Origin of the sequence: Sphingobium sp. PNB, assembly GCF_019873065.1 — a bacterium.
Taxonomy (GTDB): domain Bacteria; phylum Pseudomonadota; class Alphaproteobacteria; order Sphingomonadales; family Sphingomonadaceae; genus Sphingobium; species Sphingobium fuliginis.
This window is the reverse complement of sequence record NZ_JAINEZ010000026.1, coordinates 35,067-58,884: the sequence shown is the minus strand read 5'-3', so window position 1 is coordinate 58,884 and position 23,818 is coordinate 35,067. Positions and strand designations below refer to the sequence as shown.

Genomic DNA, 23,818 nt, shown 5'->3' with positions numbered 1-23,818 from the left:
TACGCTCGCGCCCACCCCTAACCCCTCCCGTTTACGGGAGGGGAATGTCTTGGATTGGCCATTTCCCGACATTCCGAATTTGTCCGCAGCGTGGCTCAGCGCTTCCCGTTTCTCGGAACGGGTCCTGCTATGGGATCACAACCGATCCGCCTTCATCGCGAAGATGGTTTCATGCGGCTGATAGGCCGCCATCCTGTCGAGCAATGCCTCGATCGCGTTGGCGTGGATCAGGATATTGGCATGTTGCGCGCGGATAAAGCCCGCCTCGACCATATGCTGGTTGAAGGCGATGAGTTGGTCATAGAAGCCCGCGACATTGAGCAGGCCGACCGGCTTGCGGTGATAGCCGAGCTGCGCCCAACTGATCGCTTCCCACAATTCATCCATCGTGCCGACGCCGCCCGGCAAGGTCACGAAGCCGTCGGACAGGTCGGTGAAAAGCTGCTTGCGCTGGTGCATGGTCTGGACGACATGCAGTTCCGTGCAGCCGCGATGGGCGACTTCGGCCCCGACCAGCGCTTCGGGGATGACGCCGATCACCTCCCCACCCGCTTCCAGCGCCGCATCGGCCACCGCGCCCATCAGTCCCAGCCGGCCGCCGCCATAGACGACGCCGATGCCCCGTTCGGCGAGGATGCGTCCGACATGGCGGGCGGATTCGACATAGGCGGGATCGGCCGGGGTGGCCGAGCCGCAATAGACAGCCAGTCTCTTCATAAATCCTTCATGTGTCAGGCCAGGTCTTCCAGCATCAACGCGGCCGTCGCCTTGGCGCTGCCGACCACGCCGGGAATGCCCGCCCCCGGATGCGTGCCCGCCCCTACCAGATAGAGGTTGGGAATGACGTCGTCGCGATTATGCGCGCGGAACCAGGCGCTCTGGGTCAACAGCGGCTCCAGGCTGAATGCGCTGCCCAGATGCGCCGACAGGTCGCGACGGAAGTCTGGCGGCGCATAATGGAACCGCGTCACGATGCGCGAGCGGATGTCGGGAATCAGGCGATGCTGGATTTCGTCGAGGATACGTTCCGCATAGGCCGGCGCGAAACGGTCCCAATCGATAGGCAGCTTGCCCAGATGCGGCACCGGGGCAAGCGCGTAGAAGGTCGAATGGCCCTCCGGCGCCATGCTGGGGTCGGTGACGGTCGGATGGTGCAGGTAGAGCGAAAAATCCTGCGGCAGCACGCCATAATCATAGATGTCGGTCAGCAGCCCTTCATAGCGCGGGCCGAACAGGATCATATGGTGCGGGATGCCCGGCCAGCTTCCCCGGATGCCGAAATGCAGCACGAACAGGCTGGGCGACCAGCGCTTGCGGGCAAGCTTCGCCGCCTGTTTCTCGCCCCTGGGATGATGGCCGATCAGGTCGCGATAGCTGTGCATCAGGTCGGCGTTGGAGGCGACGGCATCCGCCTCCCCCCGCCAGCCCGAAGCGGTGCGCACGGCAACGGCGCGGTCGCCATAGGTTTCGATCTGCACCACCGGATCGGCGAGGCGCAGCGTGCCGCCCAGCCGCTCGAAATGCGTGGCCATCGCCTGGACGAGGCGGTTGGTGCCGCCCTTGGCGAACCAGACGCCGCCATCCTTCTCCAGCTTGTGGATCAGGGCGTAGATCGAGCTGGTCTGCATCGGATTGCCCCCGACCAGCAGCGTGTGGAAGGAGAGCGCCTGCCGCAGCTTCTCATCCTTCACATGGGAGGAAACCACGGAATAGACGGAGCGCCACGCCTGATGCTTCATCAGCGCGGGCGCGGCGCGGACCATGGAGGCGAAGTCGAGGAAGGCGACCGAGCCGAGCTTGCGATACCCCTCCTGATAAACGCCGTCGGCATAGTCGAGGAAGCTTTCATAGCCCGCGACATCCTCCGGATTGAGCCGGGCGATCTGGGCGCGGAGGGCGGTTTCGTCGTTGGAATAGTCGAAATTCGTGCCGTCGCGCCAGTTGAGCCGGTAGAAGGGGGAGACGGGGACGAGGCTGACATCCTCCGCCATGTCATGGCCCGAAAGGCGCCACAACTCGCCCAGGCAATCGGGATCGGTGATGACGGTCGGCCCGGCGTCGAAGACGAAGCCGTCCTTTTCCCACATATAGGCGCGGCCCCCCGGCCGGTCGCGTGCCTCGACCAGAGTGGTGTCGATTCCGGCGGATTGCAGGCGGATGGCCAGCGCAAGGCCGCCGAAGCCCGCGCCGATGACGATCGCTTTCCGGTTCATCGGGTCCGGTTCATCAGGCGGGAGGGCTCAACAGGGCGCGCATGGCGTCCCTTATGGGCACGGGGGGCCGCCCGCACAAGATGCGGATGCGATCCCCGAGCGTCGAGCGGCCCGCATAGAAGCGGCCGATAAGGGAGGGATCAAGCCGATAGAAACGTTCGAAGATGCGCCAGCGCTGGTCCGGTCTGGCCGCGCCGAACAGCATGCGGCCGAGCAACCGGTAATAAGCGCCCTGCCGCCAATGGTCCCGCGCCCAACCGCGCGTGGCCTGGGCGAGCAGTTGCCCCTCCACCGGCCATTCATTCGCCAGGCGCAGCGCGAAGCGCACCGCATCGGGCAGGGAATAGCCGGTCATGGGCTGGAATAGCGCCGCCCTTGCCCCCAGCCGCGCGACCGGATCCTCCTGCGGCCAGAAGCGGTCGAAATCGCCGCCGTGGACGACCGGAAGGACGCCGCTCTCACTATGAACGACCTCCTCCACCTGCCAGTCCCGCGCCCGCGCATAGGCGGCGATCCGGGCGCCGAACATGGGCTCGTCGAGGTTCGGCGTGTCGCTATAATAGGTGTCCTCGACGAAGACGGTCCGTTCGTCCCAGGGCAGCAGATAGACGAAGCGATAGCCGTCCATCTGCTCGACCGTGGCGTCCATGATGACTGGGCGGGAAAGGCCGTGCGGAGCATGCAGGCGCAGGGTCTGGCCGACGAATTTCTGCCAGCCGCAGCGCAGGGCGGAAAGATCGCCGCCCCCTCTGGCGTCGAGCACGGCCTTGGCGCGGACGACGCGGCCGTCGGACAGGGTGACGCTGGTGGGCGTCAGCCCGGTGGCCTGCGCGCCGGTCAGCACGGCATCGCCAAGCCGCTCCCGGACGTGGGCGTCGAGGCGCGCCGAGGTGATGCTGTTATAAGGCACGGCAAGTTGGCGGCAGTGGCCGGGGAAGCGGACCTCATAACCCTCCGGCCAGCGATGGGCGATCAGCGGTTCGACCAGCCAGCGGTCCCCGGCGTCAACGTCGCTGTCGAAGAAGGACCAGATATGATTGCCGCCCAGCCGATCGTCGCTTTCCAGCAGCCTCAGGGAGACATGCGGGTGGCGCGCCGCGAGGGCGAGCGCGGTCAGGCAGCCGGCAAGGCCGCCGCCCACTATCGCTACGTCGCAATCGGTCATGGTCGCCATCGCACCCTTGTTAGGGGCTGCGCGGGGAAATGCACGGATTGATTTTCAGACCGGCATAGTATAGGGGGGTACCCTATGCATATCGTGGCGGATCGGGACAAGCTGCTGGCGCGGGTGCGGCGCATCGCGGGGCAGATCGGCGCCGTAGAACGGCAATTGTCGGGCGACGCGGGTTGTTCGGAAACGCTGCAACTCGTCGCCTCCGTGCGGGGTGCGGTCGGCAGCCTGATGGAAGAATTGATCGAGCAGCATATGCGCGAACATGTCGCCCGGCCGGGTATCAGCGACGCAGCGCGAGAGGCTGCGGCGGAGGAAATGCTGGCGCTGATCCGGCGCTACGGGAAATGAGCATGCACGACGACCATGGCCATGGCGGCCACCATCATCCCGAGGGCCATGATCATGTGCATGGCATTCCGGTGGCCAATGCGGATGATGGCGAGGAAAGCCATTATTTCGACCATATCTACCTGACGCGCGGACATGATGAGAATGCCCGCAAGACGATCTGGGTGGTGTGGCTGACGGCGGCGACCATGGTGGTCGAGATCGTCTTCGGCTGGCTGACCGGGTCGATGGCGCTGCTGGCCGACGGCTTCCACATGGCGACCCATGCCGGCGCGCTGGCGGTGGCGGCCGCCGCCTATGGCTATGCCCGGCGGCATGCGCGCAACCCGCGCTATACGTTCGGGACAGGCAAGGTGGGCGACCTGTCCGGCTTCGCATCCGCGCTGATCCTGGCCTTCACCGCCCTGTTCATCGCCGTCGAGTCCGTGATGCGCTTCTTCGAACCGGTGAAGGTGGCCTTTGGCGAAGCGACGCTGGTCGCGGTGATCGGCCTGGTCATCAACCTGATCAGCGCCCTGCTGTTGGGACACGACCATAGCCATGATCACGGGCATGATCATGATCACAGGCATGGCCATGCCGACAATAATCTGCGCGCCGCCTATGTGCATGTGCTGACCGACGCGCTGACGTCGGTGCTGGCGATCATGGCGTTGCTGGCGGGGCGCTATATGGGCTGGTGGTGGCTGGACCCCGCCGTCGGCCTGCTGGGCGCGGTGGTGATCGCGCGCTGGGCCTGGGGGCTGATGAAGGACACCGCCGCGATCCTGCTCGACACGGCCGAACCGGCGCTGATGGCGCGGATCAAGGCGCTGGCCGAGGCGGAAGGGGCGACCATCCGCGACCTGCATGTCTGGCGCATCGGGCCGCATGCCCATGCCGCGATCGTCAGCCTGGCTCCCGGCGCCGATGTCGCCGCCGTGCGCCGCCAGGTCCGCGCCCTGCCGCGCATGGAGCATGTGACGGTGGAGTGCGGATAACCGTCGCAGACTCCCTTACCGAAGAGATAATCCTTAAGAGTTAGAGCAGCGAAACCGCCGGGTTAAGGCGGCAATTCACCACGATGGCAGATCGGCACGGCTTGACTCGACTCGGGCGGCCATTCAATTTCCCTTACGGAAATCTATAAAATACCGTCGGAGAGGAGGCCTTATGCCGGTTGCAAAGCCCTTTGCGGGAAAGGTTTTTCACGCCCTCTTGATGGAATGTTTCGCTGAACAGCGAAGGCCCACCGCCGATGAAGTGGACTCGGTCGCCTCCAAAATCTGGCAGGACAGTCATGGATCGATGACCGGGCAGGATTGGCGGGATGTGGCAAGGGGAAGCGACGCCCACCGGCAGATGATCAATGCGGCTCTGATGGCGTTCGGGTCGGCTCCGGCGGAAATGCATAGGGAGATATCCTGACGCTCGGTCGATGTTGAAGCCAAGGCGGGGATGACCGGCGCGGGCTCCATCCTCATGATAGGGTTTGAATGGCGACTGTTCCCTATCAGCCATTGCGAGGCGCGAAGTAGACGCACCAGCCCGAAGAAAATTCTCCGTAGCATCTTGAAACTGAAATAGCTCTTCCTATTTCCCTCTTGTCCCGGCCTTCTCCCCCCTCCCGCCGGGACATCCCTCTTTGTGGCCCCGGCGTTCCCTTGCGCCGGGGCTGCTTTTTTAAGAGCATCGTGCGCAAAAGTGGGAACCGGTTTTGCGCTTAAACGATGCGACAACAAAAGCTTAGAGCGCGCGGCCTGCGTCTAATTTAACGCAGCGCGCTCTAGAGATATTGGGCCGCTACCCAGCCGCTTGCCCAGGCCCATTGGAAATTATAGCCGCCCAGCCAGCCGGTGACGTCGACCGCTTCCCCTATGGCGTAAAGGCCGGGGAGGTGACGCGCTTCCATCGTTTGCGAGGACAATCCCGCGGTCGAAATGCCGCCGATTGTGACCTCCGCCTTGGCGAAGCCTTCGGTGCCATTGGGCGTGAAGGGCCAGGCCGACAGGCGGCGTTCGGCGTCCTGCAGCTTGCGATCCGGGATGTTGCCCAGGTCGCCGGGAAGCGCCAGCCGCTCCGCCAGGGCGTCGGCCAGACGGTCGGGCAGGTGGCCGCGCAGGCATTGCATCAGCGTGGCGCGCGGCCTGCCGCGCTTCGCCTCCGTCAGCCAGCCTTGCGGCTGGTCGGGCAGGAGGTCGAGAGCGATGGAGTCGCCATGCCGCCAATAGGATGAAATCTGCAGGATCGCGGGGCCGGACAGGCCCCGGTGGGTGAGCAGCGCGGCTTCGCGGAAGGCGGTCTTGCCATGGCGTGCGATGACCTCGGTCGAGACGCCGGAGAGCGAGCGGAAGAGCAGCTCTTCGCCGCCGAGGGTCAGGGGCACCAGCGCCGGTCGGGGTTCCACCACCTTGAGCCCGAACTGGCGGGCGAGGTCATAGGCAAGGGCGGTTGCGCCGATCTTGGGGATGGAGGGTCCGCCGGTGGCGATGACCAGCGCCGGGGCCGTGGCGGTCCTGTCGCCATGGGTGACGCAGTACCGGCCATCGGCATGGGTGACGGCGGCGATGGCGTGGTCGAGCCGGATGGTGACGCCGCCCGCCTCGCATTCGGCCAGCAGCATGGCGACGATCTGGCGCGCGCTCTGATCGCAGAAGAGCTGGCCCAGAGTCTTTTCGTGCCAGGCGATGCCGTGGCGTTCGACAAGCCCGAGGAAATCCTGCGGCGTATAGCGGCCCAGCGCCGATTTGGCGAAATGAGGGTTGGCGGACAGGTAGCGGTCGGGCGCGGTGTGGATATTGGTGAAGTTGCAGCGGCCGCCGCCGGAAATCAGGATTTTCTTTCCCGCCTGGTCGGCATGGTCGATGACGAGGACGCGCCTGCCCCGCTGGCCCGCCATGGCCGCGCACATCAGGCCAGCGCCGCCAGCGCCCAGGACGATGGCGTCATAGGTTTCCGCTGGGGAAGCCATCAACCGGCGGCGAGCGCGTCCATGATCTGGCGGACGGGCGTGACGTCATAGCCGGCGGAGGCGGCCTGCTCGGTCAGCGCCGCCGGATGGTCGCCCGCGCGGGCGCGGGTCAGCGCCCAGAGCAAGGTGCTGCGCGTGCCGGAGCGGCAATAGGCGAGTATCTTGCCCTCGCCCGCCTGTTCCAGCGCGGCGGCCATGCCGTCGAGCTGCCAGGGCGCGAAGCCGCCATGGGCCACGGGGACGGCGGCATAGGCGATGCCGGCGGCCCTGGCTGCGGCTTCGATCTCCGCGCCGTTGGTCTGGCCCGGCTCCTCGTCGTCGGGGCGGTTGTTGATGATCACCGTCACGCCCAGCGCCTTGGCTTCCGCCACCTGATCGACGCTGATCTGCGGAGAGACGTAGAGGCTTTTGGTGAGCTGGCGGAACATGGGCGGGACTCCTTTTCGGGTCTCCTTGCGCTTGTGGGCGGCGGGATTCAAGAGGGTAGGCCACAGAGCAACATGCTCCTTCGCAGGAGCAGGTCAATTCCTCCGTTCTAAAGATAAGGGCGGATCGCCGCGAGGAAGGCGTCGCCATAGGCGTCGAGCTTGCGCTGTCCCACGCCGCTGATGTGGCCGAGTTCCGTGAGGCTCGTCGGGCGCTGCTCCGCCATTTCGCGCAGGGTCGAATCGTGGAAGATCACATAGGGCGGCACGCCCGCCTCCTGCGCCAGTGCGCGGCGGCAGGCGCGCAGGGCGTCGAACAGCGGATCGCCCACCGGATTTTCAGCGCTGCCGTTGCGGGCGCTCTTGCGGCGGCGTTCCCTGCGGGGCGGGAGGACCAGGCTGACCTCCTCCTCCCCGCGCAGGATCGGGCGGGCATTGGGGCCGAATTCCAGCCCGCCATGCTCGTTGGTCTGGAGCGCGTCGCGCACCAGCAGGGCGCGGGAGACGGGGCGCAGCAGCGCCGTCTCCTCTCCGTCGACGATGCCATAGACCGAAATCCTGTCATGGCCGCGCTCGCGAATCTTGTCGGTGACGGCGCCGGTCAGCACCTGCTCGATATGGCCGACGCCGAAGCTCTGGCCTGTGCGGTAGACGGCGGACAGGAATTTGCGCGCGGTCTGAGTCGCGTCGATGCTGGGCGGGGGATTGAGGCAATTGTCGCAATTGCCGCAGCCCGGCGGGGGATCTTCCCCGAAATGGCGGAGCAATATGGCGCGGCGGCAGGTGCCGGTTTCGACCAGCCCGCCCAGCGCCGTGATGCGGGCGCGCTCGCCCTGCTGGCGCAGGGGATCGAGCTCGCCGATGCGCTGCCGGGCGCGGGCGAAATCGTCGGCGCCCCAGAAAAGATGCGCTTCGGCGGGTTCTCCGTCGCGGCCTGCACGGCCCGATTCCTGATAATAGCCCTCGATCGACTTGGGCAGCGCCGCATGGGCGACGAAGCGGACGTCGGGCTTGTCGATGCCCATGCCGAAGGCGATGGTCGCGACCATCACCATATCCTCGCTGGCGATGAAGGCGGCCTGGTTGGCGGCGCGGACCTGCGGGTCGAGCCCGGCATGATAGGCGCGGGTCGGGCGGCCGGTCTTGCTGAGGGTTTCGGCCAGCTTCTCGGTCGCGGCGCGGGTGGGGGCGTAGACGATGCCGGGGCCGGTCTGGCCGGCGATCAGATCGGAAAGCTGGCGGGGCAGGCCATCGCGGGGATGGACGGCGTAGCGGATGTTCGGACGGTCGAAGCCCGCGATGATCAGGCCTTCGCGGGGAATGCCAAGTTGGACGAGGATGTCGTCGCGGGTGTGGTGGTCGGCGGTCGCGGTCAGCGCGAGACGGGGAACGTCCGGAAATTCATCGAGCAGCGGGCGCAGCAGGCGATAGTCCGGGCGGAAATCATGGCCCCATTCGGAGACGCAATGGGCTTCGTCTATCGCGAAGAGGGCGATCTTCGCGGCGCGCAGGAGGTTGCGGAACCCCTCCCCGCTGGCGCGTTCGGGCGCGACATAGAGCAGGTCGAGATCGCCATTGCGCAGCCGGTCCTGCGTCTCGCGCCAGTCGGCGTCGACGCTGGTGAGGCTGGCGGCACGGATGCCGACCGCCTGCGCGGCGCGAAGCTGGTCGTGCATCAACGCGATCAGCGGCGATATGACGACGCAGCAGCCTTCGAGCGCGACGGCGGGAAGCTGGTAGCAGAGCGACTTGCCCGCGCCGGTCGGCATGATCGCCAGCGTCGCCTGCCCCGCCATGATGCGGCTGACCACCTGTTCCTGCACGCCCCTGAAGCCGGGAAAGCCGAAAACATCGTGGAGGAGGGTCGGGATGTCGGGACGCATGGGAAGGGGCTGTAGCGCTTTGAGGGGATTGGGGCCAGCTTCCCACATGGTCATCCCAGCGAAAGCCGGGATGACCATGGAAGCTCAAGGCTCCAGCAGACAGCCCCAGCCCTTGCGATAGCGCGCCGTGCGCGAAGCAAGCAACGGAACCGCCGCGTTGACCGATTGCGATTCGGGCATGTCCTTCAACGACACGGCCCACATGCCGGGTTCCTTGTCGCCATGACAGCTTTCCATCGACCGGCCTTCCACATAGCGGCAGGAGCAGGTGACGCGCGCGCCGAAGCCCGCGCCGACCTGGGCATGGGCGCGAAGGGCGCTCCAGTTCCACGCCAGCAGCGCCAGCGGCAGCAGGGCCACCGCCAAAACCCCATAAATCCATTTCCGGCGACCGGACATGCTCCCCTTTCCCGCGCTCCATGCTAAGGCCGCGGCTTATGAGGCTTGAGCGGAACAGCGTAAAGCGCCTTGGCATGCCGGGCGGGATTTTGGCGATTCTGGCCGTGGCCGGGTTGTGGACAGTGCGCGCCGCCGGGCCGGAGCCGGTCTACCATGTCGCTGGCGATTCGGACGCGGACGCCGCCGCCCTGCGCGCGGCCATCGATCCTTTGTTCGAGGATGCGGTGGGCGAGACCCGGGCGCTGGTCGTCATGCACGATGGCGAAATCGTGGCGGAGCGCTACGCGCCGGGCTATGGGCCGCGGACGAAGCTGCCGTCCTGGTCCACGGCCAAGAGCGTGACGGCGGTGCTGATCGGGCTGATGGTGTCGGACGGGCGGCTGGCGCTCGATTCGCCGGTGCCGGTCGCGGCCTGGGGGCAGCCGGGCGATCCGCGAGGGCGCATCACCCTGCGGCAGTTGCTGGCCATGACGTCGGGCCTCGATCATGTCGAGGACAGGGAACCGCTGGCGGAGGCCGACACGATAAGGATGCTGTTCACCGACGGAGCGCAGGACATGGGCGCCTTTGCGGAGGCCAAGCCGCTTGCCCATACGCCTGGGACCGCCTTTTCCTATTCGACCGGCAACAGCGTCATCCTGGCCGACCTGATGGCGCGGATGCTGACCAACAGCACCGATCCCGACGTGCGGCGGCGGGCGATGCAGATGTTCATCGACGGGCGGCTGAAGATTCCGGCGCGCCTCGACAGCCTGGCGGTGGAATATGATGCGGCCGGGACGATGATCGGCGGCAGCTTCATGCATATGACGGCGCGGGATTATGCCCGCTTCGGGGAATTGCTGCGCAATCACGGGCGCGGCGTGGCGGGGCATCAGATCGTGCCGGAAAAGTGGATCGACTATATGCGCGCGCCCTCGCCCCGCAATGCCGCCTATGGCGCGCATCTGTGGCTGAACCGGGACAGCGAGGACAGCGCGCTGATGCCGGGGCGGGCGCCGCGCAGCCTGTTCGGCTGCGTCGGGCATGGCGGGCAATATATATTGGTCTCGCCGTCGCAGCGCCTGACGGTCGTGCGGCTGGGCATGTCGCCCACGAAGGCGGAGCGCGATGCGCTGAAGACGGGGCTGGCGAAGCTCGTCGGGCTTTATTCGCGGTGAACTGACCTCTATTTTCTTTGCGCAGGGTCGCTGGTTGGCTGGAATTGGCCGGACGGCCTCAGCCATCGCCACCTCTCAAAGCAGGAAATTGCCTTCGATCACCGTGCGGCAGGCGCCCGTCAGGATCACCCGGTCGCCTGAAAGCCGGCACGTTAAGCGCCCGCCGCGCTGCGATGCCTGAAATGCCGTCAGCCTGATCTTGTCGAGCCGCTTCGCCCAATAGGGCGTGAGCAGGCAATGGGCGGAGCCGGTCACCGGGTCTTCGTCTATGCCCGCGCCGGGAACGAAGACGCGGCTCACCATGTCGCTGTCCTCGCCGGGTGCGGTGGCGATGAGCAGCAGCGGCCCCGCCTTCTTCAGCGTCGCGAAGTCCGGTTCCAGCGCATGGATCGCGGCGGCATCGCGATAGACGAAGATCGCGAAGCCGCCCTCGCGCCACTGGGTTTCGAGGACGTCCCCGCCCATCGCCGCCGCCAGCTCCGGCAGCGGGCTGGGCGCGGTCGGCCAGGCCGGGAGCGAGAGGCCATAGCCGTCGCGGTCCCGCGACACGGTCAGGATGCCCGCTTCCCGCGTGCGGAAGCGGACGGCGGTACGCCCGCCCATCAGCACATGGCCACTCGCCAGCGTGGCGTGGCCGCAGAGCTTGACCTCCACGGCGGGCGTGAACCAGCGTAGCGCATAGTCCGCCTCCGGATCGTCGGGGGTGGGCACGGTGAAGGCGGTTTCGGACAGATTATTTTCCGCCGCTATCGCCTGAAGCGTCGCATCGTCCAGCCATCGGCCGAGCGGCATGACCGCGGCCGGATTGCCGGTGAAGGGAGCGTCGGCGAAGGCGTCGACCTGAATGATGGGCAGGCTGGTCACGGGCAATCCTTTGGTTTTCGGGCCATCATGACGATGCGTTCGGTGCGGGGACAGGGCCGGTCCGCCGAAAATGGCTTGGCGTCGCCCCGCTCCTCAGGCCAGGCCCGCTCCTCAAGCCAGGAGGGTGAGCGTGGTGCAGACCGCCAGCCCGACGATCAGGTTGAGCGGAATCCCGATGCGCACGAAATCGGAAAAGCGATAGTCGCCCGCCGCATGGACAAGGGCGTTGGTCTGATAACCGATCGGCGTGGCGAAGCAGGCCGACGCGCCGATCATCAGCGCGATCACCAGCGGACGCGGATCGGCGCCGAGTTGATGGGCGAGCGCGATGGTGAGCGGCGTGAGCAGCGCCGCGACCGCATTGTTGCTGAGCAGTTCCGACAGCAGAAGCGCGAAGAAATAGATGAGGAACACCAGCGTCCATGCCGGAGCGGCGGCGAGCAACGGCTCGATCCAGCCGACCATCAGCGCGACGCTGCCCGCCTGTTCAAGCGCCAGCCCGACCGCGAGCATGGCGAAGATCAGGATCAGCACGTCGCCGTCGATGGCGGCCCAGGCTTCCTCCGGGTCGATGCAGCGGGTGACGAGGATCACGCCCACGGCGATGAAGGCGGCAAGGCCGATGCCGATGAGATCGACGGCCGAGAGCAGCACCACCGCCGTCAGGGCAAGAATGGCGATCCATGCCTTTCGCGGGCGGAAGGCGCGGGTGCGGCTGATGTCGACGCCGATCAGATGGGAATTGTCCTTGAGCGAACGGATGCTGTCGTCGCTGCCCGCGATCAGCAGGCGGTCGGCGCCGCGCACGCGGGTTTCGCTGAGGTCCGGCCCCGGCAGGTGACGCGCCCGGTGGATGCCGATGATCCGCACCCGCAGCGCGTGCAGGAAGGGAATGTCGATCAGCCGTTCCCCGATGGACGGATGGCTGGGCGCGATCATCGCTTCGATGACGGTGCCGCTGCCCGGAGTCTCCGACGCCGCGGCCAGCCCGATTTCGAAATCGCCGGATTCGCGCAGGGTCATGATCGTCGCGCCGTCGGCATGGACCAGCAGGCGGTCGCCGGCGTGCAGTTCCTCTTCCTCTATCCCCCGGCGCCGTATCTCCCCAGCCCTCTTGAGGCCGAGCAGGCTGGCGGAGCGGCCGATGATCGACAGGGAGCCGACCGTGCGGCCGACGAGGTCGCTGTCGCGCGACAGGGTGAGTTCGGTCAGATAATCCTGCACATTGCCGCCATCCTCCCCCGCGATGGAGGGCGGATCGCCGGGAAGCAGGAAGGACAGGCCGGCCAGCGCGGCGACGCCGGCCAAGACCCCCGCCAGCCCATAGGGCGTGATGTCGAATATGCCGAAGGGCGCCATGCCCTGATCGGCGGCGATGCCCGCGACGATCAGGTTGGTCGATGTGCCGATCAGCGTCACGCAACCGCCCATCACGGCAACGGCGTTCATCGGAATCAGCAGCTTCTTCACCGGATAGCCGGTCGCCTGCGCCAGCTTGAACATGATCGGGATCAGCAGCACCACCACGGGCGTGTTGTTGAGGAAGGCCGAGAGGATGACCGTGCCGAGCGTGACTTCGGCCAGCGCCAGACGCGGGTGGCGCTGGGCGCGGGCCATGACCAGATCGGCAACGCGATTGATCGTCCCTGTGCGGATCAGCGCGCCGGAAAGCACGAACATCGCGCCCACCGTCAGCGGCGCACTGTTGGAGAAGACGGAGAACAGGTCCTTTTCGTCGAGCAGGCCCAGCACCGCGAAGGCGCACGCGCCGACCACGGAGACGACCGTGGGCGAATAGCGTTCGCGCACGAAGGCGACGAACATCAGGGCGAGGATGAGAAGTCCGATTTCCGCGCGATAGATGCCGATCAGCGCGGTGATGAAATGCATGCGTCTTGTGCCCCGGATCGCGTTTTCGCGTCCTGCCTGAACGAAATGGGCCAGCCATGGTTGCATGGCTGGCCCGTGTTCGCGGCTGAAGGGGACGTTTTGACCGTCAATCCATGGAAACCATGGTGACGCTCCCCAGGCTTACGCACTGCCGCTCGCCCTCCCGCGGGCGATCTGTGACGGTGATGTTACTGCAGATTGGCTGAGTCGTCTCGCGCAAATCCTGCCTTTATCGAAAGAATGGCTCGATTCGGCGCGTTATATTGCGGCGGTGAACGCGGTTCTCCTGCGGGCTCCTGCCCTTGCAGGAGCAGGGCGACGCCTGACTCAGCCTTCACCGCATTGCGCGCGGTGGAGCAGCTTCTGGTCTGCGAGCACCAGCGCCATCATCGCTTCCACCACCGGCACGCCGCGAATGCCGACGCAGGGGTCGTGGCGGCCCTTGGTGATGATCTCCGACGCCACGCCTTCGCGGGTGACGGTTTCGACCGGGATCAGGATCGAACTGGTCGGCTTGAAGGCGATGCGGACCTTGACCGGCTGCCCGGTGGAGATGCCGCCCGCAATGCCGCCCGCGTGGTTGGCGAGGAAGACGGGGTTGCCGTCATTGCCCCCGTCCATATTGGGCCGCATCGGATCGGCATTCTGTTCGCCGCGCAGGCGGGCGGCGGCGAAACCGTCACCGATCTCCACGCCCTTGACCGCATTGATGCTCATCATCGCGGCAGCCAGTTCGCTGTCCAGCTTGGCATAGAGCGGCGCGCCCCAGCCCGCCGGAACCCCGCTGGCGACGCATTCGACCACCGCGCCGAGCGACGAGCCGTCCTTGCGGGCGTCATCGACCAGTTTCTCCCAACGCTTCGCCGCTTCCGGGTCGGGGCAGAAAAAGGGGTTGCTGTCGATCTCGCGCGCGTCGAAGCGGCCATAGTCGATGGCGTCGCCGCCAATCTCGCTGACATAGGCGAAGATGTCGACATCGGGGATGACGAGCCGCGCCACCGCACCCGCCGCCACGCGGCTGGCGGTTTCCCGTGCCGACGATCGCCCGCCGCCGCGATAGTCGCGGAAGCCATATTTGGCGTCATAGGCATAGTCGGCATGGCCGGGGCGATAGGCCTTGGCGACCTCGCCATAATCCTTGGAACGCTGGTCGGTATTCTCGATCATCAGGCTGATCGGGGTGCCGGTGGTCCACCCCTCGAACACGCCGGAGAGGATGCGCACCTCATCCGGCTCGCGGCGCTGGGTGGTGAATTTGGAGGTGCCGGGCCTGCGCTTGTCGAGGAAGGGCTGGATGTCGGCTTCGCTGAGGGACAGGCCCGGAGGGCAGCCGTCGACCATCGCGCCGATGGCGGGACCGTGGGACTCCCCCCAGGTCGAGAAGCGGAAGACGCGGCCGAATGTGTTGAAGCTCATGATCCCTGCCCTTTGGGTGAGGTGGTTCGCCCTCACCCTCCCAGCGCTTCGCGCCGGGGCCCTCCCTCTCCCGACGGGAGAGGGTTTTGTTACTTGTCCAGCGCGATGTCGGGGGCGTCCTCGGCCTTCATGCCGATGACATTGTAGCCCGCGTCGACATGATGGACTTCGCCGGTCACGCCCGCCGCCAGGTCGGAGAGGAGATAGAGGCCGGCGCCGCCCACATCCTCGATCGTCACATTGCGGCGGAGCGGGCTGTTCAGCTCGTTCCACTTCATGATGTAGCGGAAATCGCCGATGCCGCTCGCCGCCAGCGTCTTGATCGGTCCGGCGGAGATGGCGTTGACCCGGATATTTTCCGGGCCCAGGTCCATCGCCAGATATTTGACGCTGGTTTCCAGCGCCGCCTTGGCCACGCCCATGACGTTATAATGCGGGATGACCTTTTCCGCGCCATAATAGCTGAGCGTCAGCAGGCTGCCGCCCTCCGCCATCAGCGCCCGCGCGCGCTTGGCGACGGCGACGAAGCTGTAGGCGGAAATGTTCATCGTCAGCAGGAAATTCTCCAGGCTGGTGTCGACATATTTGCCGCGCAGCTCGTTCTTGTCGGAAAAGCCGATGGCATGGACCACGAAATCCAGCTTGCCCCACTTCGCCCTGACCTCTTCGAAGGCGGCGTCGAGCTTTTCCATGTCCGACACGTCGCAGTCGATCAGGAAGTCGGAACCCAGTTCCTCCGCCAGCGGCCTGACCCGCTTGGCCAGCGCGTCGCCCTGATAGGAGAAGGCCAGTTCCGCCCCCTGGGCGTGCAGCGCCTTCGATATGCCCCAGGCCAGCGACTTGTCGTTCGCCAGCCCCATGATCAGACCGCGTTTTCCCGCCATCAAGCCTGTCATTTCGTCGTCCCATTCCCTTTGTCGGCCTGCGCGGCGGCCGCGGCTTCCTCTTCCGGGAACTCCGCCAGCGCCGCATTCAATTCCGCGCCAATTACCACGCCAAGCCCGACAAGGAAGAAGAAAATGAGGGTGATCATCACGCCGGCCAGGCTGCCATAGGTCATGTCATAGCCGCCGAGCATGGAAAGCGTGACCGGCAGCAGCAGGGTGACGCCGTACCACCAGAGCGCCGTGGCGATGGCGCCGGGCCATTTCGGGAAGCGCGGATCCTTGTACAGGCTGGGGGTAAGGGAAACATAGAGATAATAGAGCGCGACGCACAGGATCGCCATGGGCGCAAGCTTGGTCAGGCCGACGATCTGTATCGCCTGGTCGGCAAAGGGCAGGATCTGGTGCAGGAACTGGTCAATGCCGGTGATGATCACCTGCATGGAGAAGGCGAACATCACCGCGAACACGCTGACCAGGGTGATGCCGATGGCGGTCAGGCGATAATGCCAGAAGGGGCGCGTGCTCCTGGTGCCATAGGCGCGGCGCAATATGTCGCGGATCGTCTCTATGAGGCTGCCGACGGTCCACAGCCCGACCAGCCCGCCCAGCCAGAGCAGCGGCCCCGTGCGGGCGTTGAGCACATCGACGATCGGCTGGCGCACCACCTCCGCGACGCCGGGCGGCACCGTTTCCAGAAAGGCCCCGACCGCCGCCAGCCCGTCCTGCGACCGGCCGAAGATGCTCGCCACCGCCGCCGCCACGATGAAGAAAGGGAACAAAGTCATCAGCGAGAGATAGGCAAGGTTCCCCGCATGGATGAAACCGTCGCTATAGGTGCCGACCGCCACCCGCTTCGCGATTTCGAAGGCATGGCTGCCGGGGCGCACCCGGGCGATCTGGCGGTGGAACTTGGTGCGGGCTTCTTCGGTGAGCCGCTGGCGACGGGACTCCGGTGAATAGGGGGACGGCTGCGGCATTCCCCCCTAACCCCTCAAACGCCCAGATGGGTCCGCACGGCGCGGCTGTCCCGCCAGCCTTCCACCAGCGCCTTGATCGCCGGATCGTCGGCGGGCACGTCGATCAGCAGGGTGACGAGCTGGTCGCCGCGCTGGCCGTTCCTGCCGGTGAAGCCCCTGCCGCGCAGGCGGAGCGTCTTGCCGGAGGATGCGCCTGCGGGGACGCCCAGCATCACCGGGCCGTCGACCGTCGGCACCTTGACCTTCGCGCCCTGCACCGCCTCGTCCAGGGTGATGGGCAGGTCGAGCAGCACATTGTCGCCGTCGCGGTTGAAGAAGGGGTGCGGCTTCACCTCTATGGTGACGATCGCGTCGCCGGCGCCGCCGGGACCCTGCTGCCCCTTGCCGGAAAGCCGCATCTGCGTGCCCGTCTCGACCCCCGCGGGGAGCTTGAGGTCGATGGTCTTGCCGTCCTGGAGCGTGATCCGCTGGGGCGCGAGCGTCGCGGCGTCGACGAACGGGACGGCGAGGCGATAGGTGACGTTCGCGCCCTTCTGCGGCGGCGCGCCACGGCCGAAACCGCCAAAGCCCCCGCCCGCCGCGCCACGGCGGCCTGCGCCGCCGCCGAACAGGCCTTCGAATATGTCCCCGAAATCGGCGCCGCCTTCCTGGAACTCGAACCCGCCGCCCTGACCCGGCCGGCCCCGAAAGCCGCCCGCCCCAGCGCCGCCGAAGCCGAAGGGCGCGGTCGGATTGCCCTCGCCGTCGATCTCGCCCCGGTCGAAGCGCGCGCGCTTGTCCTTGTCCGACAGCAGGTCGTAGGCGCTGGTGACGGCGGAGAATTTCTCCGCCGCCTTGGGATTGTCCTTGTTCCTGTCGGGATGCAGTTCCTTGGCGAGCTTCCGATAGGCCGATTTGATCTCTGCCTCGCTCGCGCTGCGCGCGACGCCCAGGGTGGAGTAGGGATCAGCCATTGCCGCCAACATATCCTTTTGCATGAAAAACCGTTTGCGCCTTATGTGGCGAAAGGCGCGGCGTCGTTCAAGCGTGGGAAAGCCTTATCGACATGGCTTTATGAGGGGCGTACATCACCGCGCATGACCGATCCCTTCGTCCTGTTCGATGCCTGGTATGTCGAGGCGCGCGAAACCGAGATCAACGACAGCAACGCCATGGCGCTGGCCACCGCCGATGCGCGCGGGCGGCCTTCGGTGCGGATGGTGCTGCTGAAGGGGCATGGGCCGGACGGCTTCATCTTCTACACCAATTTCGAGGGGCGCAAGGCGGAGGAGCTGCACGTCAATCCCCATGCGGCGCTGCTGTTCCACTGGAAGTCGCTGCGGCGGCAGGTCCGGATCGAGGGGGCGGTGGGCCCGGTGGAGGAAGCCGCGGCCGACGCCTATTTCGCGACGCGCAGCCGTGACAGCCAGTTGGGCGCCTGGGCATCCGACCAGTCGCGCCCGCTGGAATCGCGCGACGTGTTCATGGCGCGATATGAGGAAGTCAGCCTGCGCTTCGAGGGCGGGCCGGTGCCGCGTCCCCCGCATTGGTCGGGCTTCCGCCTCATCCCCGAACGAATCGAATTCTGGCAGGATCGCGAACATCGCCTGCATGAGCGCCGCCTGTTCGAACGGACCGGCGACGGCTGGCGCGAGGGGCTGCTCTACCCCTGAGGCCGTGCTTTTCCGGCGCCGGACGGGGCGCGGAATATGATTCCTCATTCGTCTAACCCGATGACGGCAGGCGCGCGCCTTCGATTGCGGGCGCTGCGGGTGGCTGTTAGGTGTAGCCACCATTTGGGACAGACCATGAATGCGGTGCGCCCACGCGCCGGTTAAAGGAACGAGATGCGAAATCGACTGACGGCGTTCATCCTGACGGGCATGGTTCTGGGGGTGATCGTGGGCTTTGCCACCAATATCTGGGTGGGTGGCGACAAGGCGCTGGCGAAGGATGTGGCGGGCTATTACCACCTGCTGGCGGACATCTTCCTGCATCTGATCAAGATGATCATCGCGCCCCTGGTCTTCTCCACGCTGGTGGCGGGCATCGCGCATATGGGCGACAGCGCCGCGCTGGGGCGGATCGGCGGGCGCGCGCTCGCCTGGTTCATCATCGCCAGCCTGATCTCGCTGACGCTCGGCCTCATCTTCGTCAATTTCTTCGCGCCGGGCGAGGGATTGAACCTCGTCCGGTCGGGCGCGGATTCGGGCGTGAATACGGAGGCGCTCAACTTCCGCGACTTCATCCTGCATGTCTTCCCGACCTCCATGGTCGGGGCGATGGCGGAAAATTCGATCCTGCAGATCGTCGTCTTCTCCCTGTTCGTGGGCATCGCGCTGACCGCCATCGGTGAGAAGGGCAAGCCGGTCGTCACCGTGATCGAGGCGATGGTGGAGCTGATGCTGCAGGTGACAGGCTATGTCATGCGCGTCGCCCCCTTCGCCGTGTTCGGCGCGCTGGCGTCGGTGGTGACGACCGAGGGGCTGGGCGTGCTCAAGACCTTCGGCGAACTGGTGGGCGAATTCTACCTGTCGCTGATCGCGCTCTGGCTGCTGCTGTTCGCGGCGGGATCGATCTTCCTGGGGAAGCGGATGGTGAAGCTGATCCGCTATGTGCGCGAGCCGATATTGATCGCCTTCTCCACCGCCTCGTCGGAGGCCGCCTATCCCAAGATGCTGGAGCAGCTCGACCGCTTCGGCGTGCCGCGCCGCATCTACAGCTTCGTGCTGCCGCTGGGCTACAGCTTCAATCTGGACGGGTCGATGATGTATTCGACCTTCGCGACGATCTTCATCGCCCAGGCCTATGGCATCGACCTGCCGATCGCGACGCAGATCACCATATTGCTGGTGCTGATGGTGACCAGCAAGGGCATCGCCGCCGTGCCCCGCGCGTCGCTGGTGGTGGTCGCGGCGACGCTGGGGCAGTTCGACCTGCCGGTGGAGGGCGTGGCCTTCATCCTGGCCGTCGACCATTTCATGGACATGGGCCGCACCGCGACCAACGTGCTGGGCAATGCCATCGCCACATCCGTCATCACCAAATGGGAAGGCATGCTGGAGGTCGAGGAACCCGAATATGTGCCCCACCCCAAGGCGCCGGCGCATACCGCCGCGCACGGCCGAGCCGGGCTGGAACTGGCGCCCGACATGGTGGAGGAAGAGGAAAAGGGCTAGGGCGCGCTGCGTTGAATCGGGCCCGTTGCTGCCATAAGGCGTGCCGTGCGCCCGCGCTTGCGGGAACACGGCATGGTCCTTGGCTGAATTAACGCAACTTCGCGATGTTCAGCCCATCCTGCTTGGCGCGGGCCTTCACGGATTCCTCGCTGCGGGTCAGGGCCTTGGCGATGGCTTTCAGCGCCACGCCCTTCTTCGCCAGCGTGTGGAGCTTTTGCAGCTCGTCCGCCGTCCAGGGTTGCTTGTGACGCTCGAAGCGGTCGCCGGCCATCGGATTTCCTTCTAGAGCAGATTCCGATCCGATTGCATCGGCTCGACTGCTCTAAGTTTTTGTTTTGTCGCGTTTTCCGAGTCAGCAGATGATTCCATCTGCTTGGAAAACGCTCTAGGTGACCGCTCCGGCCCGCTCCCACCCGGCCACCCAAGGGCAGTATCCTATGTGTGGCCGGGTGGGGGAGCGGGCCGGAGCCGAACGGTTTCAGCCTCGCTGAAACCGCAAAAGACGTCAATCCGCGAAAGGATCGCGGACGAGGATGGTGTCCTCGCGCTCAGGGCTGGTGGAGACGAGCGTGACCGGGCAGCCGATCAGTTCCTCGATCCGCCGGATATATTTGATCGCCTGGGCAGGCAGTTCGGCCCAGCTCCGGGCGCCTGCCGTGGTGTCCTGCCAGCCTTCGATCGTCTCATAGACCGGTTCCGCCTTGGCCTGGTCCTGCGCATGGGCGGGCAGATAGTCGAAGCTCTGGTCCCCGATCCTGTAGCCGACGCAGATCTTCAGTTCCTCGAAACCGTCCAGCACGTCCAGCTTGGTAAGGGCGATGCCGGTGACGCCCGATACGGCGACCGACTGGCGCACCAGCACGGCGTCGAACCAGCCGCAGCGGCGCTTGCGGCCGGTGACGGTGCCGAATTCATGGCCGCGTTCGCCCAGACGCTGGCCGACGTCATTTTCCTGCTCGGTCGGGAAAGGACCGGAGCCGACGCGGGTGGTATAGGCCTTGACGATGCCCAGCACGAAGCCCGCGCCCGATGGGCCAAGGCCGGTGCCGCTCGCCGCCGTGCCCGCGACCGTGTTGGACGAGGTGACGAAGGGATAGGTGCCATGGTCGATGTCGAGCAGCGTGCCCTGCGCCCCTTCGAACAGGATGCGCCTGCCTTCCGCCTTCGCCTTGTTCAGCGTCAGCCAGACGGGCTTGACGAAGGGCAGGATGAAGCCGGCGATGTCGCGCAGCTCCGCCATCAGGGCGTCGCGGTCGATCGGCGCTTCGTTGAACCCGGCGCGCAGCGCGTCGTGGTGCGCGGTCAGGCGGTCGAGTTGCGGGCCCAGATCGTCCAGATGAGCGAGGTCGCAGACGCGGATGGCGCGGCGGCCGACCTTGTCCTCATAGGCCGGGCCGATGCCGCGGCGGGTGGTCCCGATCTTGCCCGCGCCCGAAGCATCCTCCCGCAGGCCGTCCAGGTCGCGGTGGAAAGGCAGGATCAGCGGGCAGGTTTCCGCGATCTGGAGATTGTCGGGCGTGATCTCCACGCCCTGCCCCTTCAGCTTCGCGACCTCGTCGCGGAAGTGCCAGGGGTCCAGCACCACCCCATTGCCGATCACCGACAGCGTGCCGCGCACGATGCCGGAGGGGAGCAGGGAGAGCTTGTACACCTTCTCGCCCACGACCAGCGTGTGGCCGGCATTGTGGCCGCCCTGGAACCGGGCGACGACGTCGGCGCGTTCCGACAGCCAGTCGACGATCTTGCCCTTGCCTTCGTCGCCCCATTGGGCGCCGATCACGGTCACATTTGCCACAGTTACAGTCCTCCGCCCGCCGCGCGGACCGGCCATGCCCTTCGACGGGACTCGGCATGCCGGTGGGATAGGGTGGACGCCCCGGTTGACGATGGCCGTCCTGTGCGGGGCGCGCGTTAGCGGGGCATGGCGGGCGCGTCAAGGCGAAGGGGTTACACTTTGATACAGCGGGATGGCTTTACGCGGCCGGCCGGTCTGGCAAGCTTCCGCTCGGGAACGCGAAAGGGCGGCTGAATGCGGCAATTGACGACGGGAGCGATGCTGGCCCTGATGCTGGTCGCATCGGGCAGCGAGGCGCAGGGCCTGCGCGAACGCTGGCGGGCGCGGATGGCGGAGGGGCAGCAGAATGCGCCGGGCGGACAGACCATGGCCTATGGCAAGGATGGCCTGCAGGTTCTGGACTATTGGCCCGCCCAATCGCAAAAGGCGCCACTGGTCGTCTTCGTGCACGGCGGCGGGTGGAAACGCGGGAGCAAGGACAATGCCACCGGAGCCGCCAAGGCCGAACATTATCATGGGCTTGGCTATGCCTTCGCCTCCGTCGACTACAGGCTGGTGCCGAACGCGACGGTGGAACAACAGGCGCAGGACGTGGCCGACGCGCTGGCCTTCCTGCGAGCGAAGGCAATGGACCTGGGCTTCGATGCGGACCGGATCGTGCTGATGGGACATAGCGCGGGTGCGCATCTCGCCGCGTTGGTGGGGACGGACATGCGCTATTTCGCCAAGGCGGGGCTGAGGCCGGATGCCGTGCGTGGGGTGATCCTGCTGGACGGCGCGGCCTATGATGTCGGCAGGCAAATGGCGGAGGGCGGGCGTTTCATGGCGGGCACCTATGAACAGGCCTTCGGCACCGATCCGGCGCGGCAGAAGGCGCTGTCGCCGACATTGCATGCCGGGCAACCCAATGCGCCCGGCTTCCTGATCCTGCATGTCGACCGCGCGGACGGCACGGCGCAGTCGGAGGCGCTGGCGGCGGCGCTGCGCAAGGCGGGAACGCCGGTGGAGATGACTGCGCTGGCGGGCCGGGGCCTGCGCGGGCATATGCAGATCAACCGGGCGATGGGCGATCCCGGTTATCCCGGAACCGCCATCGTCAACCAATATCTGAGCCGCCGCTTCGGTCAGTAAGGCCGGGGTTCTGCGCCGTCGAGCCAGTGGGAGCAGCGCAGCGTTTCGCCATTCTCCTCACCCGTCAGCGCGGCGATGGTCTGCCAGCCTTCGGCGCGCAACTGCGCCGCGCGCGCCGCGTCATGGTGCAGCGGCAGGAACAGGCGCTTGGGGGATTGGCCGCCGAAGCCCGCATCGATCAACGGATCGGGATAGAGGGAGAAGCCCATGGCCGGTTCCTCCGACCCGTCGGCGCGGATGATCGCATAGCTGCCGCCCCGGCCGATCTCTCCGGTGAAGCCGTCCGCGAAGATCGAGAAGCCGAACCAGTTCTGATATTCGAAGCCATGACGCTCGGTGGGGTCAAGCGTCAGGATGATGTCCCAGCCGATGGGCCTGGCGATGGCGCGCAGGCCGGCGATCCGGCTGTCGATGGCGCCGCCCAGTTCCGCGTTGAGCGCTTCCAGACGCTCCATCGCCGCGTGGAAGGGGCCGGTGCCCTCTATCAGCGGCAGATAGGCGGCGGCAGCCGGGCTGATCGCCGCGAGCGCGCCCGCATCCTTGGCGTCCAGCTCGGCGCGGACGGCTTCTATCTCTTCCGGGGCGAGAGGCAGCGGACCGGCGGCCAGCGTGTCGATCAGGTCCGGCAAGGTGAAGTCGATGGTGATGCCGGTGACGCCCGCCGCCTGCAGCGCTTCGATGGCGACGTTCACGATCTCCACGGCTGCGGCGACGCTGTCGCTGCCGATGAGTTCGGCGCCGACCTGGAAGCGCTCCCGTTCCGGCCGAAGCTGATTCGCGCGCAGGCGGATCACCGGCCCGGCATAGGACAGGCGCAGCGGACGCGGTGCGGCAGCCAGCCGGGTGGCGGCGATGCGGCCCACCTGCGCGGTCATGTCCGGACGCAGCGCCAGGCTGCGCTGGGATACGGGATCAATGGCGCGGACAAGATCCTGCGCCTTCATCGATTTCAGGCGGCCGACCAGCGAATCCTCGAACTCCGCGATCGGCGGCATCACCCGCTCATATCCATGGGCGGCGACGGTATCGAGCACGCGGCGCGCAAGACGCGCGGAAGCCTCTGCCTGCGGCGGCAGGCGGTCGGAAAGTCCTTCGGGAAGAAGGCCGGGCGGGATCGTGGTCATGGGCTGGCCTTTAGCGGATTATGC

Annotated in this window: 22 protein-coding genes; 6 read left to right on the top strand and 16 right to left on the bottom strand. The window is 66.4% G+C overall.

Features of this window, described 5'->3' with window-relative positions; genetic code table 11:
- Positions 1-135: 135 nt before the first annotated feature.
- From K7W03_RS11180 to crtY, 3 genes are read right to left on the bottom strand one after another with little or no spacing between them, the layout of a single operon-like run.
- On the bottom strand, positions 136-717 hold the full coding sequence (locus K7W03_RS11180) for a TIGR00730 family Rossman fold protein (protein WP_025552142.1): 582 nt from the start codon (positions 715-717) through the stop codon (positions 136-138).
- A 14-nt stretch (positions 718-731) separates the two neighbouring features.
- Positions 732-2,213, bottom strand: coding sequence for a phytoene desaturase (locus K7W03_RS11175; RefSeq protein ID WP_025552140.1), 1,482 nt, complete (start codon positions 2,211-2,213; stop codon positions 732-734).
- Between the two features lie 13 nt (positions 2,214-2,226).
- Positions 2,227-3,387 carry a lycopene beta-cyclase CrtY gene (gene crtY, locus K7W03_RS11170; protein WP_222886342.1) on the bottom strand — a complete coding sequence of 387 codons (1,161 nt, stop codon included), beginning with the start codon at positions 3,385-3,387 and terminating at the stop codon, positions 2,227-2,229.
- A 75-nt stretch (positions 3,388-3,462) separates the two neighbouring features.
- On the opposite strand from crtY, the gene K7W03_RS11165 reads away from it, so the two are divergent.
- Positions 3,463-3,735, top strand: a complete 273-nt coding sequence (locus K7W03_RS11165; RefSeq protein WP_025552137.1) for a metal/formaldehyde-sensitive transcriptional repressor — start codon at positions 3,463-3,465, stop codon at positions 3,733-3,735.
- Positions 3,732-4,715 (top strand): CDF family Co(II)/Ni(II) efflux transporter DmeF, encoded by a 984-nt coding sequence (gene dmeF, locus K7W03_RS11160; protein ID WP_140042832.1) that lies wholly within the window; start codon positions 3,732-3,734, stop codon positions 4,713-4,715. Before K7W03_RS11165 ends, dmeF begins: the two co-directional genes overlap by 4 nt.
- Before the next feature lie 785 nt (positions 4,716-5,500).
- Here dmeF and K7W03_RS11155 read toward each other — a convergent pair.
- The 4 genes from K7W03_RS11155 to K7W03_RS11140 form a co-directional block, all read right to left on the bottom strand.
- Positions 5,501-6,685, bottom strand: coding sequence for an NAD(P)/FAD-dependent oxidoreductase (locus K7W03_RS11155; protein WP_222886341.1), 1,185 nt, complete (start codon positions 6,683-6,685; stop codon positions 5,501-5,503).
- Entirely contained in the window at positions 6,685-7,113 is a 429-nt protein-coding gene (locus tag K7W03_RS11150; RefSeq protein WP_025551865.1) for a TIGR01244 family sulfur transferase, read from the bottom strand. The genes K7W03_RS11155 and K7W03_RS11150 overlap by 1 nt, the downstream gene beginning before the upstream one ends.
- 107 nt (positions 7,114-7,220) lie before the next feature.
- Entirely contained in the window at positions 7,221-8,993 is a 1,773-nt protein-coding gene (recQ, locus tag K7W03_RS11145) for a DNA helicase RecQ (RefSeq protein WP_222886340.1), read from the bottom strand.
- Between the two features lie 84 nt (positions 8,994-9,077).
- Positions 9,078-9,392: a hypothetical protein gene (locus K7W03_RS11140; RefSeq protein ID WP_025551869.1), complete on the bottom strand. Its 315-nt coding sequence runs from the start codon at positions 9,390-9,392 to the stop codon at positions 9,078-9,080.
- Positions 9,393-9,430: 38 nt separating this feature from the next.
- Between K7W03_RS11140 and K7W03_RS11135 the strand changes: the two genes are divergently transcribed.
- Positions 9,431-10,552 (top strand): serine hydrolase domain-containing protein, encoded by a 1,122-nt coding sequence (locus K7W03_RS11135; protein ID WP_222886339.1) that lies wholly within the window; start codon positions 9,431-9,433, stop codon positions 10,550-10,552.
- A 75-nt stretch (positions 10,553-10,627) separates the two neighbouring features.
- On the opposite strand, the gene K7W03_RS11130 is transcribed toward K7W03_RS11135, so the two are convergent.
- The 6 genes from K7W03_RS11130 to K7W03_RS11105 form a co-directional block, all read right to left on the bottom strand.
- Positions 10,628-11,416 (bottom strand): PhzF family phenazine biosynthesis protein, encoded by a 789-nt coding sequence (locus K7W03_RS11130; RefSeq protein WP_044661243.1) that lies wholly within the window; start codon positions 11,414-11,416, stop codon positions 10,628-10,630.
- 111 nt (positions 11,417-11,527) lie between these two features.
- Positions 11,528-13,306, bottom strand: a complete 1,779-nt coding sequence (locus K7W03_RS11125; RefSeq protein WP_222886338.1) for an SLC13 family permease — start codon at positions 13,304-13,306, stop codon at positions 11,528-11,530.
- Positions 13,307-13,633: 327 nt separating this feature from the next.
- Positions 13,634-14,722, bottom strand: a complete 1,089-nt coding sequence (gene aroC, locus K7W03_RS11120) for a chorismate synthase (RefSeq protein ID WP_222886337.1) — start codon at positions 14,720-14,722, stop codon at positions 13,634-13,636.
- 89 nt (positions 14,723-14,811) lie between these two features.
- Complete coding sequence (gene fabI, locus K7W03_RS11115) at positions 14,812-15,618, bottom strand: enoyl-ACP reductase FabI (protein ID WP_025552145.1); 807 nt, start codon at positions 15,616-15,618, stop codon at positions 14,812-14,814.
- Entirely contained in the window at positions 15,615-16,586 is a 972-nt protein-coding gene (locus K7W03_RS11110; RefSeq protein ID WP_061940081.1) for a YihY/virulence factor BrkB family protein, read from the bottom strand. The genes fabI and K7W03_RS11110 overlap by 4 nt, the downstream gene beginning before the upstream one ends.
- Positions 16,587-16,600: 14 nt before the next feature.
- A complete protein-coding gene (locus tag K7W03_RS11105; protein WP_137709620.1) occupies positions 16,601-17,539 on the bottom strand; it encodes a DnaJ C-terminal domain-containing protein in 939 nt (312 codons plus the stop codon).
- 123 nt (positions 17,540-17,662) lie between these two features.
- On the opposite strand from K7W03_RS11105, the gene pdxH reads away from it, so the two are divergent.
- Complete coding sequence (gene pdxH / locus K7W03_RS11100) at positions 17,663-18,238, top strand: pyridoxamine 5'-phosphate oxidase (protein WP_222886336.1); 576 nt, start codon at positions 17,663-17,665, stop codon at positions 18,236-18,238.
- A gap of 174 nt (positions 18,239-18,412) precedes the next feature.
- On the top strand, positions 18,413-19,744 hold the full coding sequence (locus tag K7W03_RS11095) for a dicarboxylate/amino acid:cation symporter (RefSeq protein ID WP_025552151.1): 1,332 nt from the start codon (positions 18,413-18,415) through the stop codon (positions 19,742-19,744).
- Positions 19,745-19,832: 88 nt separating this feature from the next.
- Here K7W03_RS11095 and K7W03_RS11090 read toward each other — a convergent pair whose 3' ends face one another.
- Positions 19,833-20,015, bottom strand: coding sequence for a hypothetical protein (locus tag K7W03_RS11090; protein ID WP_222886335.1), 183 nt, complete (start codon positions 20,013-20,015; stop codon positions 19,833-19,835).
- Between the two features lie 234 nt (positions 20,016-20,249).
- Positions 20,250-21,539 (bottom strand): adenylosuccinate synthase, encoded by a 1,290-nt coding sequence (locus K7W03_RS11085; RefSeq protein ID WP_044661237.1) that lies wholly within the window; start codon positions 21,537-21,539, stop codon positions 20,250-20,252.
- Positions 21,540-21,866: 327 nt separating this feature from the next.
- Between K7W03_RS11085 and K7W03_RS11080 the strand changes: the two genes are divergently transcribed.
- On the top strand, positions 21,867-22,670 hold the full coding sequence (locus tag K7W03_RS11080) for an alpha/beta hydrolase (RefSeq protein ID WP_226870064.1): 804 nt from the start codon (positions 21,867-21,869) through the stop codon (positions 22,668-22,670).
- Here the strand turns inward: K7W03_RS11080 and K7W03_RS11075 are convergent.
- The gene (locus K7W03_RS11075; protein WP_222886334.1) at positions 22,664-23,794 is read right to left on the bottom strand and encodes an ATP phosphoribosyltransferase regulatory subunit; all 1,131 of its coding nucleotides are present in this window, start codon (positions 23,792-23,794) and stop codon (positions 22,664-22,666) included. The genes K7W03_RS11080 and K7W03_RS11075 overlap by 7 nt on opposite strands.
- Positions 23,795-23,818 lie beyond the last annotated feature (24 nt).

What these genes read in the sequence shown, in the direction of transcription:
- K7W03_RS11095 (WP_025552151.1), top strand. Translation starts at nt 18,413, where the DNA reads ATGCGAAATCGACTGACGGCGTTCATCCTGACGGGCATGGTTCTGGGG.
- K7W03_RS11110 (WP_061940081.1), bottom strand. Translation starts at nt 16,586, where the DNA reads ATGCCGCAGCCGTCCCCCTATTCACCGGAGTCCCGTCGCCAGCGGCTC.
- dmeF (WP_140042832.1), top strand. Translation starts at nt 3,732, where the DNA reads ATGAGCATGCACGACGACCATGGCCATGGCGGCCACCATCATCCCGAG.
- K7W03_RS11135 (WP_222886339.1), top strand. Translation starts at nt 9,431, where the DNA reads ATGAGGCTTGAGCGGAACAGCGTAAAGCGCCTTGGCATGCCGGGCGGG.
- aroC (WP_222886337.1), bottom strand. Translation starts at nt 14,722, where the DNA reads ATGAGCTTCAACACATTCGGCCGCGTCTTCCGCTTCTCGACCTGGGGG.
- pdxH (WP_222886336.1), top strand. Translation starts at nt 17,663, where the DNA reads ATGACCGATCCCTTCGTCCTGTTCGATGCCTGGTATGTCGAGGCGCGC.
- K7W03_RS11155 (WP_222886341.1), bottom strand. Translation starts at nt 6,685, where the DNA reads ATGGCTTCCCCAGCGGAAACCTATGACGCCATCGTCCTGGGCGCTGGC.
- crtY (WP_222886342.1), bottom strand. Translation starts at nt 3,387, where the DNA reads ATGGCGACCATGACCGATTGCGACGTAGCGATAGTGGGCGGCGGCCTT.
- K7W03_RS11140 (WP_025551869.1), bottom strand. Translation starts at nt 9,392, where the DNA reads ATGTCCGGTCGCCGGAAATGGATTTATGGGGTTTTGGCGGTGGCCCTG.
- K7W03_RS11180 (WP_025552142.1), bottom strand. Translation starts at nt 717, where the DNA reads ATGAAGAGACTGGCTGTCTATTGCGGCTCGGCCACCCCGGCCGATCCC.
- K7W03_RS11075 (WP_222886334.1), bottom strand. Translation starts at nt 23,794, where the DNA reads ATGACCACGATCCCGCCCGGCCTTCTTCCCGAAGGACTTTCCGACCGC.
- K7W03_RS11080 (WP_226870064.1), top strand. Translation starts at nt 21,867, where the DNA reads ATGGCGGAGGGGCAGCAGAATGCGCCGGGCGGACAGACCATGGCCTAT.
- K7W03_RS11125 (WP_222886338.1), bottom strand. Translation starts at nt 13,306, where the DNA reads ATGCATTTCATCACCGCGCTGATCGGCATCTATCGCGCGGAAATCGGA.
- K7W03_RS11165 (WP_025552137.1), top strand. Translation starts at nt 3,463, where the DNA reads ATGCATATCGTGGCGGATCGGGACAAGCTGCTGGCGCGGGTGCGGCGC.
- K7W03_RS11175 (WP_025552140.1), bottom strand. Translation starts at nt 2,213, where the DNA reads ATGAACCGGAAAGCGATCGTCATCGGCGCGGGCTTCGGCGGCCTTGCG.
- K7W03_RS11150 (WP_025551865.1), bottom strand. Translation starts at nt 7,113, where the DNA reads ATGTTCCGCCAGCTCACCAAAAGCCTCTACGTCTCTCCGCAGATCAGC.
- K7W03_RS11105 (WP_137709620.1), bottom strand. Translation starts at nt 17,539, where the DNA reads ATGGCTGATCCCTACTCCACCCTGGGCGTCGCGCGCAGCGCGAGCGAG.
- K7W03_RS11090 (WP_222886335.1), bottom strand. Translation starts at nt 20,015, where the DNA reads ATGGCCGGCGACCGCTTCGAGCGTCACAAGCAACCCTGGACGGCGGAC.
- recQ (WP_222886340.1), bottom strand. Translation starts at nt 8,993, where the DNA reads ATGCGTCCCGACATCCCGACCCTCCTCCACGATGTTTTCGGCTTTCCC.
- fabI (WP_025552145.1), bottom strand. Translation starts at nt 15,618, where the DNA reads ATGACAGGCTTGATGGCGGGAAAACGCGGTCTGATCATGGGGCTGGCG.